Origin of the sequence: Sphingomonas sp. Leaf38 (assembly GCF_001421825.1) — a bacterium.
In the GTDB taxonomy this organism is placed as follows: domain Bacteria; phylum Pseudomonadota; class Alphaproteobacteria; order Sphingomonadales; family Sphingomonadaceae; genus Sphingomonas.
This window is the reverse complement of the sequence record NZ_LMLD01000012.1, coordinates 314307-332742: the sequence shown is the minus strand read 5'-3', so window position 1 is coordinate 332742 and position 18436 is coordinate 314307. Positions and strand designations below refer to the sequence as shown.

The 18436-nt window shown below is 67.3% G+C and carries 15 protein-coding genes; 9 read left to right on the top strand and 6 right to left on the bottom strand.

What is annotated here, in order from left to right:
* Positions 1-103: 103 nt before the first annotated feature.
* The 3 genes from ASE88_RS17055 to ASE88_RS17045 form a co-directional block, all read right to left on the bottom strand.
* Positions 104-2611, bottom strand: a complete 2508-nt coding sequence (locus ASE88_RS17055) for a circularly permuted type 2 ATP-grasp protein (RefSeq protein WP_056480174.1) — start codon at positions 2609-2611, stop codon at positions 104-106.
* Positions 2612-2877: 266 nt separating this feature from the next.
* Positions 2878-5400, bottom strand: coding sequence for a DNA ligase D (gene ligD / locus ASE88_RS17050; protein WP_056480171.1), 2523 nt, complete (start codon positions 5398-5400; stop codon positions 2878-2880).
* Between the two features lie 77 nt (positions 5401-5477).
* Positions 5478-6344, bottom strand: coding sequence for a Ku protein (locus ASE88_RS17045; protein ID WP_056480169.1), 867 nt, complete (start codon positions 6342-6344; stop codon positions 5478-5480).
* A gap of 109 nt (positions 6345-6453) precedes the next feature.
* On the opposite strand from ASE88_RS17045, the gene pdxH reads away from it, so the two are divergent.
* Genes pdxH through ASE88_RS17030 form a run of 3 tightly spaced genes read left to right on the top strand, consistent with a single transcriptional unit; the run spans position 6454 to position 8764 of the window.
* Positions 6454-7032: a pyridoxamine 5'-phosphate oxidase gene (gene pdxH / locus ASE88_RS17040; RefSeq protein WP_056480166.1), complete on the top strand. Its 579-nt coding sequence runs from the start codon at positions 6454-6456 to the stop codon at positions 7030-7032.
* Positions 7029-7976: a cation diffusion facilitator family transporter gene (locus tag ASE88_RS17035; RefSeq protein ID WP_055881558.1), complete on the top strand. Its 948-nt coding sequence runs from the start codon at positions 7029-7031 to the stop codon at positions 7974-7976. Before pdxH ends, ASE88_RS17035 begins: the two co-directional genes overlap by 4 nt.
* On the top strand, positions 7973-8764 hold the full coding sequence (locus ASE88_RS17030) for a PhzF family phenazine biosynthesis protein (protein ID WP_055881554.1): 792 nt from the start codon (positions 7973-7975) through the stop codon (positions 8762-8764). Before ASE88_RS17035 ends, ASE88_RS17030 begins: the two co-directional genes overlap by 4 nt.
* A gap of 55 nt (positions 8765-8819) precedes the next feature.
* Here ASE88_RS17030 and ASE88_RS17025 read toward each other — a convergent pair whose 3' ends face one another.
* Both ASE88_RS17025 and mnmA read right to left on the bottom strand, forming a co-directional pair.
* Positions 8820-9068 (bottom strand): UvrB/UvrC motif-containing protein, encoded by a 249-nt coding sequence (locus ASE88_RS17025; protein WP_056412271.1) that lies wholly within the window; start codon positions 9066-9068, stop codon positions 8820-8822.
* Between the two features lie 14 nt (positions 9069-9082).
* A complete protein-coding gene (gene mnmA / locus ASE88_RS17020; RefSeq protein WP_056480163.1) occupies positions 9083-10192 on the bottom strand; it encodes a tRNA 2-thiouridine(34) synthase MnmA in 1110 nt (369 codons plus the stop codon).
* 195 nt (positions 10193-10387) lie between these two features.
* Here mnmA and ASE88_RS17015 point away from each other — a divergent pair, with 195 nt between their 5' ends.
* From ASE88_RS17015 to ASE88_RS17005, 3 genes are all read left to right on the top strand, one after another.
* Complete coding sequence (locus tag ASE88_RS17015) at positions 10388-10615, top strand: hypothetical protein (protein WP_200910277.1); 228 nt, start codon at positions 10388-10390, stop codon at positions 10613-10615.
* Positions 10616-10718: 103 nt separating this feature from the next.
* On the top strand, positions 10719-11018 hold the full coding sequence (locus ASE88_RS17010; RefSeq protein ID WP_055881542.1) for a DUF1153 domain-containing protein: 300 nt from the start codon (positions 10719-10721) through the stop codon (positions 11016-11018).
* 93 nt (positions 11019-11111) lie between these two features.
* On the top strand, positions 11112-11369 hold the full coding sequence (locus ASE88_RS17005) for a GlsB/YeaQ/YmgE family stress response membrane protein (protein ID WP_055881539.1): 258 nt from the start codon (positions 11112-11114) through the stop codon (positions 11367-11369).
* Positions 11370-11566: 197 nt separating this feature from the next.
* Here the strand turns inward: ASE88_RS17005 and ASE88_RS17000 are convergent, their stop codons facing one another.
* Entirely contained in the window at positions 11567-12298 is a 732-nt protein-coding gene (locus ASE88_RS17000) for an SIMPL domain-containing protein (protein ID WP_056480160.1), read from the bottom strand.
* A 230-nt stretch (positions 12299-12528) separates the two neighbouring features.
* On the opposite strand from ASE88_RS17000, the gene ASE88_RS16995 reads away from it, so the two are divergent.
* From ASE88_RS16995 to ASE88_RS16985, 3 genes are all read left to right on the top strand, one after another.
* Positions 12529-13707 (top strand): efflux RND transporter periplasmic adaptor subunit, encoded by a 1179-nt coding sequence (locus tag ASE88_RS16995; protein ID WP_055881533.1) that lies wholly within the window; start codon positions 12529-12531, stop codon positions 13705-13707.
* A 5-nt stretch (positions 13708-13712) separates the two neighbouring features.
* The gene (locus ASE88_RS16990; RefSeq protein ID WP_056480156.1) at positions 13713-16943 is read left to right on the top strand and encodes an efflux RND transporter permease subunit; all 3231 of its coding nucleotides are present in this window, start codon (positions 13713-13715) and stop codon (positions 16941-16943) included.
* An 87-nt stretch (positions 16944-17030) separates the two neighbouring features.
* The gene (locus tag ASE88_RS16985; protein ID WP_056480153.1) at positions 17031-18299 is read left to right on the top strand and encodes a DUF445 domain-containing protein; all 1269 of its coding nucleotides are present in this window, start codon (positions 17031-17033) and stop codon (positions 18297-18299) included.
* The last annotated feature ends 137 nt before the right edge of the window (positions 18300-18436 follow it).

Here is an 18436-nt window from a genome sequence, read left to right as displayed (position 1 = left end):
GCGCCGCGAGCGTTGCGCTGGTGGAGAGCCCCCTCCACCATGCGATGCATGGTCCCCCTCCCCGTGCCGGGGAGGATTTGGGTTACGATTCTCACGCCGCCTATCACGCCAACGTCAGCCCACTGGTCCGCAACGGCTCGGCGCCTTGCAGAAAATACCGCCGCGCCAGCGCGTCCGACACCGCCCCCAGCCGCCGCTCGATATCGCCCAGCGTCTCGGCATCGAGCGCCGCGGCCGTCGCGGTCATCACGATCGCCTGCAACCTGGTCGCCTGCGCCTGTTGCGGTTCCGCCATCTCGTCGTCGCTCAGCACCGGCAGTTCCGCCAGCCGCGCGGCGAGCCGCTCCGCCGAGAAGGCGAGGCTGCGCGGATTGCCCGGATCGAGCGCGACTAGGTCGATCACCGGCACGCGCGCGATCCCGGTCGGGTAACGCTGGCGATAGCTGATCTGGCTGTCGGCAAGATCGAGCAGCACCGACAGGTCGTCGGGCGAGGCCCCCGGCATCCCGAACAACCGGATCGTACGCGCCATCGCCATCGCCCGCTCGACCCGCCGGCCGAGATCGTGGAACCGCCACGCCGCGGTCCGCCCCATATGCTCGGCCGACAGCCCCGCGATCGCGGCATAGCGGCGTTGCAGCGACCCGGCGCGCTCGAGCATCCCGCGATGCGTGGGGAAGGGCGCCTCGAGCAACCGCACCATGTCCGCCGACAACCGATCGCGCGAGCCTTCGCCGATCTCGCGCGCGTGCCGGTTGAGCGTCAGGATCGACTGCCACGCCTCGTCCTCCATCGCGGTCCGCGCGAGCGCGGTCAGGTCGGCGCGGCGCAGGCTCGGCGGATGCGGCGCGCTGCCGGCGCCGACGATCAGCCCGACCAGCTTGCCGACCGTCGTCGGCGAGAGCCCCGCGCCGCCATCGACGTCGATCGAATTGCCCAGCATCACCCGGATCGCACCGAGCAGTGCCTCGCCGCGCTCCAGATAGCGGCCGAGCCAGTAGAAATTGTCCGCCACCCGGCTGGGCAACGTCCCCGGATTGCGGCGCACCTGCAGCGAATCCGCGGCGGTCAGCAGCGACACCGGCGCGACCGGCTCCGCGCCATAGACGCAGACGTCGGCGGACCAGATGCCTTCGCCCATCACCGCCGCGCGCGCGTCCGGATGCTCGCCGATCCGCGCGAACCCGCCGGGCAGCACGGTCCATTCGCCGTCGCCACCGCGTGCCGCGAACACGCGCAGCGTGAAGGGGCGGGGCACGAGTTCGTCGCCGACGACGACGGGCATCGTCGAGAGCTGGACCAGTTCCTGCCCGACATAATCCTGCGGCCGGTTCGCCATGTCGGCCAGAAGCGCCGCGCGCGCGGCGCCGGTGATGTCGGCGCCCGCGGTCGGGCCGCCGGTCATGCCGAGCGGGCGCGCATGGAACGCCGGACCGATGAGCAGGCGGTCGAAATTGGCCTCCACGCTCTCCTTCGCCGCGGTCTGCCCGCACCACCAGGTCGCGATGTTGGGCAGCACCAGATCTTCGCCGAGCAGCGACCGCGCGAGATTGGGCAGGAAGGCGGAGAAGGCGGGCGCCTCCAGCACCGCGGAGCCGGGCGCGTTCGACAGCACGACGTTGCCCGCGGCATAGGCGTCGATCAGGCCGGGAACGCCGATCTGCGAATGCGTGTCGAACGCCAGTGGATCGAGCAGCCGCGGATCGAGCCGCCGCCACAGCGCATCGATCCGCTTGAGCCCGCCGATCGTGCGGACATAGACCTTGTCCTCGAGCGCGGCGAGATCGGCGCCCTCGACCAGCAACAGCCCCAGATAGCGCGCGAGATGCGCCTGTTCGGGATAGCTCGGGTTGAACCGGCCGGGCGTCAGCAGCCCGATCCGCGGGTCGGTCCGCTTGCACATCGCCGCGATCCCCGCGCGGAACGCGGCGAAGAACGGCGCGTGCCGCTGGACGTTGAGCCGATCCTGCAACCCGCCGAGCGTGCGGCCGACCGCGATCCGGTTCTCGAGCGCATAGCCCGCGCCCGCCGGCGCGCGCAGGTGATCGGCGAGCACGCGCCATTCGCCCGTCGGCCCGCGGCCCAGATCGATCGCGATGAAATCGAGATGACGGCCGCCGGGTGGGTCGAGCCCGACCATCGGCCGCAGAAAGAACGGGCTGCCGGTAACGAGCGCGGCGGGGATATGGCCGTCCGCGACCAGCTTTCCCGCGCCGTAGAGATCGGCGATCACCGTCTCCATCAACGTCGCGCGCTGGATCACGCCGCGCGCGATGCCCGCCCATTCGCCGGCCTCGATCAGCAAGGGCACAGGCGAGACGGGCCAGGGGCGCTCATCGGGTTCGTCGGCGATGCGAAAGCCCGTGCCGATATCGACCGCGTGCCGCTGGACGCGTTCGCGGATATGGCCGAGATCGTCCGAGGCGACCATCGCCAGCTCGGCGAACATCGCCGGCCACGCCGGATCGACGCTGCCATCGGCGGCCGGGCACAGCACGTCGGCGCTGGTACTGCGCGCGCAATAGTTGGCGATCCAGCGGTCGGCGTGGACCGTCGCGTCGAAGGCCGTGTCGGCGGCCGTAGCTAGCGGGGGCGCGGATTGCGTCGCCATGTCCAATGCCTCAAGCCCCTGAATACAGCCGGCGGTGTTTCACCTTTAGACGCGGCGGTGCAACATAAATTGTCATGTGCGCGCCGCCTTCCTGTCCCTCGCAGCAGTAGAGAATTGCGAACCACCGCTCCCAAACAATGCCACCACCCCGGCGACGGCCGGGGCCCAATGGGGTAACGATGCTAATGGAGGACGGCGCTCCGTTACGACCACCTTGTCAATTGGGCCCCGGCCTCCGCCGGGGTGGTGGCTGGGGGAGGGGCCTCTCAAAGATCCGGCAGCACCTGATCCGCCACACCCCAACCCTTCAAACCCCGCGACCCAGCCCGCTCGATCAACTCCCCTTCGTCCCGAACACCCCAGCGCGCCGCCGTCTCGATATCGCGCAACTCGCTCCACGAGACCGGCGCCGCCACCGGCGCGCCCGCTCTGGCCCGCGCCGAATACGGCATCACCGCCGTCGCCCCGCGCTGGTTGCGCAGCCAGTCGATGAAGATCCGCCCCTTCCGCTTCGCCTTCGCCATCGTCGCGACGAAGCGTTCCGGCTCCGCCCCCGCCAGCGCACGCGCGAACCGGTCCGCGAAATCCTTCACCGCCGGCCATTCCGCCTGCGGGGTCAGCGGCACGACGACATGCACACCCTTGCCCCCCGACAGCATCGGAAAGCTGACCAGTCCCAGTTCCGCCAGCTGGGTCTTCAGATGCTCCGCCGCCGTCTTCGTATCGCCAAAGTCGAGCCCCTCGTCGGGATCGAGATCGAATACGAGCCGATCGGGTTTCTCCAGCGTCGCGTTCGACGAGCCCCAGCCGTGGAACTCGATCGTCCCCATCTGCACGCACGCGACCAGCCCGTCGGCATCATCGACATACAGATAGTCCTCGGTCGATCCGTCCTTCTCGCGGATCGGCACCTTGTGGACCGCGTCGCTGAAGCTGCCCGCATCGTGTTTCTGGAAGAAGCACGCGCGCGACCGGCCCTGCGGGCAGCGGACGAGGCTGATCGGGCGGTTGGCGGCGAACGGCAGCATGATCCCCGACACCGCGGCGTAATAATCCGCGAGATCGCCCTTGCTGACGTCCGAGTCTTCGAAGATCAGCCGGTCGCGGCTGCTGACCGTGACGGTCGTCACCGGCGCGGCGCTGTCTTCCGCGGGCGGCAGCGGGGCAGGGGTTTCGGCGACGACGTCCTTCGCCGCCTTGTCCTCGCGCAGTCCGATAAAGCTCGAATGGCGCAGCACGCCATCGGGCGTGACCTCGGCGAACGCGATCTCCGCGACCAGTTTCGGCGTCACCCATTTCGCGCCGCGCACAGCGGCCTTGGGCGCATCGACCGTCGGCGTCTTGCGATCGAGCGCGTCGAGACTGTCGCGCAGCGCGTCCATCATCGCCTGGTCGAACCCGGTGCCGACCTTGCCCGCATAGCGATAGCCCTTGCCCTCGCGCAAACCGAGCAGCAGCGACTTGAACCCGCGTTTCTTGTCCGAGGGCAGCCAGCCGACGATCACGAACTCCTGCCGGTGCGTGCATTTGACCTTGAGCCACGCCTTGGTCCGCTTGCCGAGATACGGCGCGTCGGCGCGTTTCGAGACGATGCCTTCCAGCCCCTCGCGGCACATCGTCTCGAACAATTGCTCGCCCGCGCCGACGACGTGGTCGGAATAGCGCAGGCGGTCGTCGTCCGCCGGGATGATCGGCTGCAGCCGCGCCTTGCGATCGAGGTTGGAAAGCCCGGTCAGGTCCTCGCCGTCGAGCGCGAGCAGGTCGAACGCGAACAGCGTCATGTCCCCGCCGCTGGAGATGGCGTCCTTCAGCGTCGAGAAATCGGGATTGCCGTCCTTGAACGCGACGATTTCGCCGTCGATCAGCGCTGATTTGACCGGGAGCTTGGCGGCAGCCTCGGCGATGGCCGAGAATTTGTCGGTCCAGTCCAGCCCACTGCGGGTAAAGACCTTGGCCTTGCCGTTCGCGACGGAGACAAGCGCGCGGTAGCCGTCATATTTGACCTCGTGCAGCCACGCGGAACCGCTCGGGACGGCATCCACCAGCGTGCAAAGCTGGAGGTCCTGAAACGGCAGCAGTTTCCCGTCATCCTGGCGAACGCCAGGACCCAGGGTACCATGTGCATCGCTCTTGGCTCTGGGTCCCGGCTTTCGCCGGGATGACGGGGAGGCGGCTGGCTGGCTCGAACGCTTCGCCTTCTTCCCCTCCGCGATCTCAACCATCGTCCGCCCGGTCGAAACGCTCGTCAGCGCCTGCTCGACGAGCACATCCGTCCCGCCCGCCGCCGCATCGTCGATCTTGCGCAGCAGCCAGTTCTCGCGCTTCTCCTTCGCGCGCGGCTTGAGGCGGATCAGCAGCCACTCGCCCTTCATCCGCTCGCCCTCGAGCACGAAGTGGAGATGCCCCTTGTCGAGATCCTTGGCCGACTTACCCTTGATCGGCGACCACGTTCCCCGGTCCCACAGCATCACGGTGCCACCGCCATATTCGCCCGCCGGGATCGAGCCCTCGAAACTGGCGTAGCTCAGCGGATGGTCTTCGGTGCGGACCGCGAGCCGCTTCTCGTCCGGGTCGAGGCTCGGCCCACGCGTGACCGCCCAGCTCTTGAGCACGCCGTCGATCTCGAGGCGGAAGTCCCAGTGCAGGCGCGTGGCATCGTGCTTCTGCACCATGAAGCGCGCCTGTCCTGAGCCTGTCGAAGGGCCGTTACCGGGCGCTAGCGTGCCCGCGGGTTCCGCCGTCTTCGCGAAGTTCCGCTTGGCATTGTACAGCGCGAGGGGATCGGGCACCTCAGCCACCAATGTTCTTCCGCGAAGGCGGGAGCCCAGTCTGGGTCCCCGCCTTCGCGAGGACACAATGTTGCACGCTACGCACGCTTTTTAGCCGGGGCACGTTTGGCGGGGGCCTTCTTCGCGGGCGCTTTCTTCTCAGGCGCCGCACTCCCCCCGCTCTTTTCCATCGACTTCTTCAACGCCGCCATCAGGTCGACCACGTTCGATCCCGTCTTCGCGCCCGTATCCTTGTCGTCGATGATCGTCTTGCCCTTCGCCTTGCGCTTGCGCTCGATAAGGTCCTTCAGCGCATCGACATAGCGGTCGTGGAAGTCCTGCGGATGGAAATCCCCACTGCGCTTCGTGATCAGCGCCTCGGCGAGTTCGAGCAGCTCCTCGGATGGCTTGTCGTCGGGAATATCGCGGAAATACCCCTGCGCCTTGTGCACCTCGTCGGCGTAGCGCAGCGTCTCCAGCACCATGCCCCGCCCGCAGGGCTTCAGGCTCACGACATATTCGCGCCCGCGCATCGCCAGCTGGCCGAGCCCGACCTTCTTCGTCCGCCGCAGCGCCTCGCGCAGCACGATGAACGCCTCCTCCGCCAGGTCGTCGGCGGGCACCACGAAATAGGGCTTCTCGTAATAGAGCACGTCGATCTCGCTCGCATCGACGAACTGGGTCAGCTCCAGCGTCTTCTTCGATTCGAGCTTCACCGCGTCGATCTCGTCCTGCTCGAGCAGGACATATTCGCCCTTCGAGACTTCATAGCCCTTCATGATCTCGTCGGTGTCGACAGGGCCGACGCCGGTGACGACCTTGTCGTAATGGATCGGCTGGCCCGACGGCTCGTGAATCTGCTTGAACGACACCGCCGCGCCGGACTTGGTCGCGGAGTAGATCTCGACCGGGATCGAGACGAGGGCCAGGCGGATCTGCCCCTGCCAATACGCGCGCGCTGCCACCTTGCGTGTTCCTTCGTTGCGGAAACGATTCGATTACCTGGATCAATCATCGGCACGGTGGAGTCGTTCCAAAGTTTCGCTCCCGCGCAAACCCCGCTATGGCGCGCCCATGTCAGACGATCCCTTCACGCTGTTCGATAGCTGGTACGCCGAAGCCAGGGAGTCCGAGCCGAACGACCCCAACGCGGTCGCGCTCGCGACGGCCGACGCCGAGGGGCGGCCTTCGGTGCGCATGGTGCTGTTGAAAGGCCATGGCCCCGACGGTTTCGTGATCTACACCAACCGCGAAAGCCGCAAGGCGGGCGAACTGGCTGCCAATCCGCAGGGCGCGCTGCTGTTCCACTGGAAGTCGCTGCGCCGCCAAATCCGGATCGAAGGTCCGGTGACGCACGCGGCCGACGCCGAGTCGGACGCCTATTTCGCCTCGCGCGGTCGCGATTCACGGATCGGCGCCTGGGCGTCGGACCAGTCGCGTCCGCTCGACAGTCGCGAGACGTTCGAGCATCGCGTCGCGGCGATGACCGCAAAGTTCGAAGGGCAGGACGTGCCACGGCCGCCGCATTGGGGCGGCTACCGGATCGTGCCGACCCGGATCGAGTTCTGGCAGGACCGCGCACACCGCCTCCACGAACGCCGGGTGTTCACGCGAGACGGGGGCAGCTGGACCGAAGGACTGTTGTTCCCATGACGCAGGACGAACGGCGCCGGATCATCCCGCTCGCAACCCGCGCGGCGCTCGCCAGCGTCGCGATGGCGTGCTTCCTGCTGCTGCTGAAAAGCTTTGCGGCGTGGACCACCGGGTCGGTCGCGATGCTTGGCTCGCTCGCCGATACCGCGCTCGATCTGCTCGCGTCATTGGTCACGCTGTACGGCGTGCGGCTCGCCGCGACGCCCGCGGATCACGATCACCGTTTCGGCCACGGCAAGGCTGAGGCGCTGGCCGCGCTGTTCCAGGTCATGCTGATCACCGCCTCGGCGGCGGGCATCGCGTGGCGCGCGATCCTCGCGTTCAACGATCCGCAGCCGACCACCGGCGCGGATTTCGGCATTGGCGTGTCGGTCATCGCGATCGTCGCCACCGTGTTCCTGCTCGCCTATCAGCGCCGTATCATCCGTCAGACCGGTTCGGTCGCGATCCTTGCGGACAACGTCCACTACCAGTCGGACGTGCTGCTCAACGGCTCGGTGATCGTCGCGCTGGTGCTCGACCAGTATCTCGGCTGGAGCGGCGCGGATCCGATCTTCGGCATCGTCATCGCGCTGTGGCTCGCCTGGGGCGCGTTCTCGGCCTCGTCCAACGCGATCGACCAGCTGATGGACAAGGAATGGCCCGAGGATCTGCGCGCGCAGTTCCTCGACGTCGCCGCGCGCCAGCCCGGCATCCGCGGGATCCACGATTTCCGCACGCGGCGCTCGGGCAGCCACGAGTTCGCGCAGTTCCACATGGAGGTCGCGCGCGACCTGACCGTCGGCGCGGCGCACGACATCGTCGAGGCGGTCGAGCGCAACCTGCGCACCGCCTTCCCCAAGGTCGAGGTGCTGATCCACCTCGATCCCGAGGGCCATGTCGACACCGACAATCCGCTGGTCGAGGCGGACGTGACGCCGCATTGGTTTGGGAAACGTCTATGAGAATACCGTTCGCGCAGATCGATGCGTTCGCCGACACGCCGTTCGGCGGCAACCAGGCCGCGGTCATGCCGCTCGCGGCGTGGCTCGACGACGCGGTGCTCCTGAACATCGCGCAGGAGAACAACCTGAGCGAGACCGCCTTCATCGTCGCGTCGGACGAAGAGGGCGTCGAGTTCGACCTGCGCTGGTTCACGCCCGGCGCCGAGGTCGCTCTGTGCGGCCATGCGACGCTGGCAAGCGGCCATTTCGTGCTGTCGTCGGATACCGCGCTCAACCGGGTCCGGTTCCGGACGCGACAGGCGGGCATGCTCGAGGTCGCGCGTGCAGGGAGCGGCTACACGCTCGAGCTGCCGGCATGGGGGCCAAGTCCGAAGGCGATCCCGGAGATCGTCGCGGCGCTCACCATCGAGTCGCCCGTCGAGACCCTGTGGCACGACAAGGGCTATGCGCTCGTGATCGTCGAGAACGAGGGCATGGTCCGCGACCTGAAGCCCGACTTTGCCGCGCTGGCAGCGTTCCCGATCGTCGCGATCGTCGCGGCACGCGGGCAGGCGACCGATATCGTCAGCCGCGTCTTCACGCCCTATTACGCGATCAACGAGGATCCGGTAACAGGCGCCGCGCACGCGGTGATGGTACCGTACTGGGCGCAGACGCTGGGCAACAGCTTCACCGCCTATCAGGCGAGCGCGCGCGGCGGGAAACTGACCTGCCGGCTGGACGGCGACCGGGTGGTGTTGGGCGGATCGTGCGTAACGACGATCGAAGGCACGTTCCTGCTGCCGTGAGCCACTCCCTAATCCTCCCCCTGGCGGGGGAGGATTCGGTAGAAGAACGCCAACCCTAGCGCTTCCGCCCCTTGGTCATCGGATCGGGCTTCTTCGGCTTTACCCACCCCGGCGGCGGCGTCATGCGCTGCTGGCTCGTCCCGAGACCCATCGCCCCCGGCTGCTGCCGCGTCAGCCCCGCAGTGTCGGCCACGTCGCCGCCACCGCGCAACACGCTGATCTGGTCGCGCAGCCGGCTCGCGGTTTCGAAGTCCATCGCGGCGGCGGCGGCTTCCATCTGGCGGCGAAGGTCTTCGATATCCATCCCGCCCCAACGCGTCAGGCGGCGGCGAGTGCCGCCTCGGTCTCCGCGATCCAGCCGCCCCCGAGCACACGCTCGCCGGCATAGAGCACGGCGGCCTGACCCGGCGCCACGCCATATTCCGGCGCATCGAACACCACGCGGTCGCCGACCAGACGCGCAGGCACGGGCTTCGCCATCGACCGCACCTTGGCGGTGAGCGGCCCGGTGAAGTCGCCGCCGAGCCAATTGATATCGGTCATCCGCGCCGCCGCGACCGCCAGTGCGCGCCGCGGCCCCACGACGACCCGCTTCGTCGCGGGCTCGACGCGCACGACGTACAGCGGCTCGGGACTGCCCCCGATCTCCAGCCCGCGCCGCTGGCCGACGGTGAAGTGGATCAGCCCGCGATGTTCGCCGAGCTTCGCACCACCCAGATCGACGATATCGCCCGCGGTCTCCGCCGCCTCGGGCCGCAGCTTCTTTACCAGCCCGGCATAATCGCCGTCGGGCACGAAGCAGATATCCTGGCTGTCGGGCTTGGCCGCGACACCGAGCCCCAGTTCGGCGGCTATCTCGCGCACCCGCGCCTTGGGCAGGCCGCCCAGCGGGAAACGCAGATAGTCGAGCTGCGTTTGCGTCGTCGCGAACAGGAAATAGCTCTGGTCGCGCGCCGGATCCGCACCGCGGTGGAGTTCGGCGCCGTGCGTGCCCTCGACCCGCCGGACATAATGTCCGGTCGCTAGGCAATCCGCACCCAGATCACGGGCCAGCTTCAGCAGGTCGGTGAACTTGGGGCCCATGTTGCACTGGACGCACGGGATCGGCGTACGCCCTGCCAGATATTCGTCGGCGAATTTGTCGACGACCTGTTCGCGGAAACTCGTCTCGTGATCGAACACATAATGCGCGATCCCGAGCCGGTCGCACACCGCGCGCGCGTCGCGGATATCGCGCCCGGCACAGCACGAGCCCGCGCGCCCGATCGCCTCGCCGTGATCGTAGAGCTGCAACGTCACGCCGATCGTCTCGGCGCCGGTGGCATGCGCGAGCGCGGCGACCACCGAGCTGTCGACACCACCGGACATCGCCACGACGATGCGCTTTCCGGCCGTCGCCGGCCCGAGCTGAAAATCGGTCTGATCCATGGTCCCCACATAAGCGCGACGGCGTGCGGTTGCAAAAAGATGCAATGATTAACGTGGGGCAGGATGAAATGAGCGAAAAACGCGACCAGCGATTGCAAAAAAGCGACAAGTTCACGAGATCTTTCGACGAGTTTTACGGTCCCTTCACCCCCTCGCGCTAGACCGGGCTTCCCAAGAGTAAACGCGAGTATCCCGTTGGACCTGAGCTTTCCCCGTTTTGATCGCGACGCCGAGATCACCGTCCTTCCGGGTGATCTCGCGGTCCTGATCGTCGGTATCGCCGCCCGGCAGGCAGCGAGCCCGACCGCGGTGGTGCAGGCCAGCTTCGCGCGAACGGCGATCGACCCGAAACTGTTCGCACCGCTTCATGGTGCATTCAACGGGCCGATGGCAGCGGCTTTAACCCGGTGGAAGGACGAATGAAGATGCGGTTTACCGCGGCGTTTCAGCCGATCTTCAACTCCTGCGACTATGTGTCGTGTGTGCGTATCGAGAGGGGGCCCCCCGCCCCGATCAGAGGTTTCAAATGATCGAGAACCAGAAAATCCGTCCCGGCAAGGTCATTGGCCCGCTTGGCGAGCAACTGACGCTCGACACGCTGCCGCCGCCCAGCACCACGCGGTGGGTGGTGCGTCGCAAGGCGGAGGTGGTCGCCGCAGTGAATGGCGGATTGCTCAGCGTCGACGATGTTTGCGCCCGCTATGGCCTGACCGTCGAGGAATTTGCGGGGTGGCAGCGCGCGATCGACCGGTCCGGCATGCCGGGTCTGCGGGTCACGCGGATTCAGCACTATAAGTCGTTGTACGAGCGCCAACAAAAGTATTGAATTCTAAAACTCAAAACGCGGGCGGAACAAAAATAACCGCTCGCTCGTCTTTCCGCCATCGCCCGGATACGGGTTCAACGGAGGGAAAATATCATGGGTCTCATTCTTTGGCTGATCATCGGCGGCGTCATCGGCTGGATTGCTAGCATGATCATGCGCACCGACGCGCAGCAGGGTATCTTCCTGAATATCGTTGTCGGCATCGTCGGTGCTTTTATCGGCGGCCTCGTCCTGTCGGGTGGTTCGATCAACAACGCACCGCTGACGCTGACGTCGTTCCTGGTTTCGCTGCTCGGTGCAGTCGTGCTGCTGGCGATCGTGAACCTGGTGCGTCGCGGTAGCGTCCGCTAAAAGTTTGCTTCGTCACGCGAAGTGAAAGGGCCGTCCGGGTAACCGGGCGGCCCTTTTTTCGTGCATGCGCGAAACGGCGATCCGCTCATCCTCACCGACCGCCGGCTTCGTGTCCCTCTTTCTGCCGGTCGAAGAGGGAGGCCCCCACCCGGCGCAGGGGTGGGGGGTGACACGGCGGCCGGGATCGGCCGCTATGGTCAGTTCAGCAGGAACCGCACCGAGAGCGTGACCGTCACGTCCTTCTCGCCCGGTGCGATCTGCGTGCTGTCCTTGGCCATCGACGCGCGCATCATCATCATTGGTTGCGGCGAGCCACCCGTGTCCTGGCCTGATTCGGTGATCGATACGATCCGCGACACCCGCAGCCCCGCAGCCTTTGCATACAGATCGGCGCGCCGCTTCGCCTGCGCGATCGCGTTCGTCCGTGCCTCGTCGAGCGCCGCGTCGGGCTGGTCGATCGAGAGGTTCGGCCCGTCGATCTGGTTTGCGCCCTCGGCCACCAGCGCGTCGAGGATCGTGCCGGACTTCGCGACGTCGCGGAAGCGGATCGAGACGGTATTGGTTGCCTGATACCCGGTGATCACCGGCGGCTGGTTGTCGGCGTAGCGATATTGCGGCGAGAGCTGGACCGACGAGGTTGCGATGTCGCGTGGCGCCACGCCCGCGCGCTTCAGCGCGGCGAGGACTTTGGCCATGCGTTGCGCATTGTCGGTCAGCGCTGCGGCGGCGGTCGGCGACTGCGAGACGACGCCAGCGCGGATCGTCGCGAGATCGGGTATGCGCGTCGTGCGCCCCTCCGCGGTCACGTCGAGCAAGGTGCCCGCGGCGGGAACCATCGGTTCGACCGTGGTCGGCGCGCTCTGCGCGATCGCGGCGGCCCCCGGCAATGCGACGGCGGCGAGCGCGGTAAGGAACGAGGCGGTCTTCATGGATATCTCTCCCGTATCATGACGTGTCTGCGTGTCGCGCGGATCAGGTCAACGCAAGCTGAACGTCCCGCCACCACTGCGAACGGCATTGCGGATAGATCGGATTCGAAGCATGTCTCCGATCCGCGCTCGCCGAGGGGCTTGAGCACGGTGACTTATTCGGATAACACAGCGTGTGAGTGGCGAAGCGGGTCGAGACAAGACCGGTCGGAATTGGGATTGTGGCGCGCATGAATTACGAGACGAAGATGGTCGGCAGCGAGAGCGAAGAGCAGCTGGCGTTGCCGGACTATAGTGCGTCGTCGCACCGCCGCCGCAATATCATCATCGCGGTGATTCTCGTGCTCGCGATCGCCATCGCGGTCTATGCGTTCAAGTCCGGCAAGAAGGACGCGGCAGCGGCAGCCCCCGGGGCACAATTGCCCAGCGTCACGGTCGTGGTGCCGGGGCGGCAGATGGTCGATCGGACGATCTCCGCGACGGGGACGCTGGCGGCACGCCGCGAGATGCCGGTCGGCGTCGCGGGCGAGGGCGGGATGATCACGCGCGTGCTGGTCGAGCCCGGCGCCTGGGTCGCGGCGGGGCAGGTGCTCGCCACGGTCGATCGGTCGGTCCAGACCGAGACCGCGGCGTCGCTCGCCGCGTCGGTCAGCGTCGCACGCTCCGACGAGACGATCGCGCAGGCCGAACTCGATCGCGCCAGGCAGCTGGTCGATCGCGGCTTCATCTCGAAGGCGGATCTGCAGCGCAAGGCGGCGACTCGCGATGCCGCGGCGGCGCGCGTGAAGGTTGCGCAGGCCACGCTCGGCGAGGCGCGCGCGCGCAACGGCCGGCTCGATATCCGCGCGCCCGCCGCCGGGCTCGTGTTGACCCGCGGCGTGGAGCCCGGCCAGATCGTCGGGCCGTCGGCCGGCGTGCTGTTCCGCATGGCGATGGGCGGCCAGATGGAGATGCGCGCGCAGTTGAGCGAGGCCGATCTCACCGGGCTGCGGGCCGGTGCACGCGCGACGGTCACGCCCGTCGGCACGACGCAGGGCTATCCCGGCGAAGTCTGGCAGGTCTCGCCCGTGATCGATCCGCAGACCCGCCAGGGGATCGCGCGGATCGCGGTCAAATATGATCCTGCGCTGCGTCCCGGCGGCTTCGCCGCGGCGACGATCGTCGGCGGCGTGACACAGGCGCCGCTGCTCCCCGATTCGGCGCTGCAGAGCGACGAGAAGGGCAATTACGTCTATATCGTCGGGCCTGGCGACAAGATCGCGCGGCGCAACGTCACGATCGGCCAGGTCTCCGATGCCGGCGTGACGATCGCGGGCGGGCTCGACGGCTCGGAGCGCGTGGTGCAGTCCGCAGGCGGCTTCCTGGCGCCCGGACAGACGGTCAAGCCGATCACCAAGAAGGCGAGCTGACAGCCATGAACTTCCGCAACATCTCGGCCTGGTCGATCCGCAATCCGGTCCCGCCGATCGTGCTGTTCCTGGCCCTGATGCTTGCGGGCATCGTCAGCTTCATGCGGATGGACGTCAACCGCGATCCGGACATCGACTTCCCGATCGCGATCGTCGTCGTCAGCCAGCCGGGTGCCGCGCCGACCGAGATGGAGACGCAGGTCACGCAGCGCGTCGAGGCGGCGGTCCGCTCGCTGCAGGGCATCGACGAGATCAACTCGACCGTGACCGAAGGCAATTCGGAGACGGTGATCCAGCTCACCATCGGCACCCCGATCGACCGCGCGGTCAATGACGTGCGCGACGCGATCGCGCAGATCCGCAGCGATCTTCCCGACGGGATCCTCGAACCGCAGGTCTACCGCGCCAACACCAGCGGCAACGACGTCGCGAGCTTCGCGGCGATCACCACCGACATGACCGTCGAACAGCTGTCCTGGTACATCGACGACACCGTCACCAAGGAACTGCTGTCGATTCCGGGCATGGCGACGATCAGCCGCAACGGTGGCGTCAGCCGCGAGATCCGCGTGATCCTCGATCCGCTGAAGCTCCAGAGCCAGGGGCTGACCGCAAGCCAGGTCAACGCGCAGTTGCGGCAGGTCAATCTGAACGCCGCGGGCGGGCGGGCGGAAATCGCCGGCTCCGAACAGTCGATCCGCGTGCTCGGCAATGCGCGCGATGCGAGCGATCTGGGCCAGACGCAGATCAACGTCGGCAATGGCCGCACCGTCCGCCTCGCCGACATTGCGCAGGTCCGCGATCTCTACGCCGAGCAGCGCAGCCGGGCGACCGTTGACGGGCGCCAGGCGATCACGTTCGATTTCCAGCGTGCCAAGGGGGCGTCCGACGTCACCATCTATCACGCCGCGGTCGATAAGCTGCGCGCGCTCGAGAAGCGCAATCCGTCGGTCAAGTTCGTCCAGCGCTATACCAGCACCGACTATACCGAAGCACAGTATGAGAGCGCGATCCACGCGATGATCGAGGGCGCGATCCTCGCCGTCATCGTCGTCTTCCTGTTCCTGCGCGACTGGCGCGCGACCGCGATCTCGGCGCTGGCGATCCCGTTGTCGGCAATTCCCGCCTTCTGGTTCATGGACCTGCTCGGCTTCGACCTGAACGGGATGACGCTGCTCGCGCTCAGCCTGGTCGCGGGCGTGCTGGTCGATGACGCGATCGTCGAGATCGAGAACATCGTCCGGCACATGCGGATGGGCAAATCCGCCTATCAGGCCTCGATCGACGCCGCCGACGAGATCGGTCTCGCGGTGCTGGCGACGACGATGGCGATCGTCGCGGTGTTCCTGCCGGTCGCGCTGATGCCGGGTATCGCGGGGCAGTTCTTCAAGAATTTCGGCCTGACCGTCGTCGCCGCGGTGCTGATGAGCCTTGCGGTGGCACGTCTCGTGACGCCGATGATCGCCGCGTATTTCCTCAAGTCGTTCGGCCATGCGAGCCACGGCGAAGGTAAGGTCATGGACTGGTACGTCCGCACGCTCCACTGGACGCTCGACAGCCGCAAGGCTGCGGCTTGGCGCGCGCGCGGCGGCATCCGCAAGATGTTCAATCGCGTCATGGATCACCGGATGTGGGCGATCGGCGCGGGCGTCCTGGCGTTCGCGATCACGCTGTTCATGTTCACCGTCATCCCCTCGCAGTTCCAGCCGACCCGCGATGAGGATGATGCGACTGCGCAGATCGAGATGGTGCCCGGCACCACGCTGGCGCAGACCGACGCGGTGGTCGCACGGGTCAGCGCCTTGCTCGGCCAGCAACCCGCGGTCAGCACGGTCTACGCCCGTACCCGCGTCGGCAGCGGCACCGTGACCGCCAACCTGCGCGAGGATCGCAAGGAAAAGTCGGTCGATTTCGAACGCCGCCTGGCGCCGCAACTCACCGCGATCCCCGATGCACGCGTGTCGTTCCGGTCGCAGTCCGGCTGGGGCGGCAGTGGGCGTGACGTGACGATCGTCCTCGGTGGCAGCGATCCCGCCAAGCTGCAACAGGCGGCGGACAAGATCGTCGCCGAGATGGGCGCGCTCAAGTCGCTGACCGCACCGCGCGTGTCGGGCGGGATGCAGCGCCCCGAAATCGTCATCCGCCCCCGCTTCGATCTTGCCGCCAATCTCGGCGTGACGACACAAGCCCTGTCCTCCGCGATCCGGATCGCGACGCTCGGCGATATCGACCAGAACTCGGCGCGCTTCTCGCTCTCGGATCGCCAGATCCCGATCCGAGTCGCGCTCGACCAGTCGGCGCGGACCAGCCTGTCGACGATCCAGAACCTGCCGGTCGCGACCGCGTCGGGGGGCTCGGTGCCGCTCAACCTCGTCGCGGATATCGGCCTCGGCTCGGGCCCGACGAAGATCGACCGGGTCAACCAGCAGCGCCAGATCACGCTGGGCGCCGATCTCGCGCCCGGCGTCGTGATCTCGGACGCGATGAAGCAGGTCCATGCGCTGCCGTCGATGAAGGCGCTGCCCGTCGGCGTCAGCGAACTCACGCTCGGCCAGAGCAAGTGGCAGGCCGAGATGATCACCAATTTCATCACCGCGGTGATCTCGGGCACGTTCCTCGTCTTCGCGGTGCTGGTGCTGCTGTACCGCCGCGTGCTGCCGCCGTTCGTCAACATGGGGTCGCTGCTGCTCGCGCCGCTCGGCGGATTGCTCGCGCTGTGGGCGACCGGCCAGCCGCTGTCGCTGCCGGTCTATATCGGGCTTCTGATGCTGCTCGGGATCGTCGCCAAGAATTCGATCCTGCTGATCGACTTCGCGCTCGACGAGATGAGCAAGGGCGTCGATGCGTTTACCGCGATCATCGATGCCGGGCACAAGCGCGCGCAGCCGATCGTGATGACGACGGTCGCGATGGTCGCGGGCATGGTGCCGACCGCGATGTCGCTCAGCGGCGATTCGTCGTCGCGCGCGCCGATGGGGACGGTCGTGATAGGCGGCCTTGCGCTGTCGACGCTGCTGACTCTGTTGATCATTCCCGCCGCGTTCAGCCTTGCCGTCGGGATCGAGCGCAGTGTCGGGCCACGTCTCAGCCGTCGCCTGCTCACCTATCGTCCGGGCGACAATGGCGATGACGTGATCGGGATTGCCGGCCCCAATCCCGGCCCGCTGCTGGGCCCGACAACCGGCAAGCTGGGTCATGGTCGCGATCAGGGTGACGGCACGCAACCCGCAGAATGAGGTCTCGACGGCCCGCCTCGCTGCGTCCGGATCGTCGAACCGCCGCGCCGGCATGAACCTTCGGCGCGCTGGGGGATTGTTTCGGGTATGACGCTTTTATCCCGCACGCGCCCGGTCGGCGAAGCAGCCCCGCCGGCGCTCGTTCGCATGCGGATCGTCGCAACCGGCCTGCTCGTGGTCATGGCGGCGACGTTTTTCGTCAGCCGGGCGCTCGTCCCCGTCCATCCCGCATTCGCGTTCGTGCGCGCCTTTGCGGAGGCGGCGATGGTCGGCGGGCTGGCCGACTGGTTCGCGGTCACCGCGCTGTTCCGTCATCCGCTCGGGCTGCCGATCCCGCATACCGCGATCGTGCCGCGCAACAAGGATCGGATCGGCGACACGCTCGCGCAGTTCCTCCGCGCGAACTTCCTGATCCCCGTCGTCATCGCGCGGCGCACCCGCCGGCTCGACGTCGCGGGTGCGATCTCGCGCTGGCTGACCGATCCGCCCGAAGGCGCAGGCGGACGTTTCCGGCAGGGCGCGTCCAAACTGGTCGCGCAGATCCTTGAGGGGCTCGATCCTGCGCGGCTCGGCGGCATGGTGAAGGCCGGGATCGCGGCCCGCCTGCGGGCGACGGAGGTCTCGCCGATTCTCGGTCAGCTTCTAAAGGCGGCGATCGCCGAACGCCGGCATGCCCCCTTGCTCGAAAGTGCGATCCGCTGGGCGGCCAAGACGCTGGCGGCAAACGATCACCTCGTCCGCGCGATGGTCCATGACAAGGCTGGCTCGATCCTGCGCTGGACCGGGCTGGATACCACTGTCGCGGACAAGCTCATTGGCGGTTTCGACCGTCTCCTCGCCGAAATGGCGGAGGATCCCGAGCATCCACTGCGACTGAAGGCGGAGGAGGGCCTCGATCGGCTCGCCTGGGACCTGCAATATGATCGCCGTATGCGCGAACGGGTCGAGGGGCTGAAGAACGACCTGCTCGACAATCCGGCTATGCAGCGCTGGCTCGACGGACTGTGGGAACAGGCGCGCGGTGCATTGTTGGCAATCGCGCGCGATCCCGAACGCGCGATGGCGGGCAAGCTCGGGGACGTTCTGCGCCAGTTCGGCGAGACGCTGCAGCATGATCCGCGGATGTCGCGGACGATCAACCGGTTCGTGCGCCGCGCCGCGGTCGGCGCGGCGGCGGATTATGGCGACGGCATCGTCAAGCTCGTGTCCGACACCGTGCGAAGCTGGGATGCAGACACGATCACCAGCCGGCTGGAGAACGCAGTCGGGCGCGATCTTCAATATATCCGTGTCAACGGGACGATCGTCGGCGGCCTGGTCGGGCTGGTGATCCACAGCGTGGACGTGCTGGTGTAACGGGTAGCGGCATCCGACCGGCTCGCGGTCCTCCACGGCGACAGGCAATACGCGGCCACGCCGAACAGGATCGGCCGCTGTCTGCAAGCGATCCGTGCGATCGCCGCACCAAGGGTCGCGGACATCTCGTCTGGTTG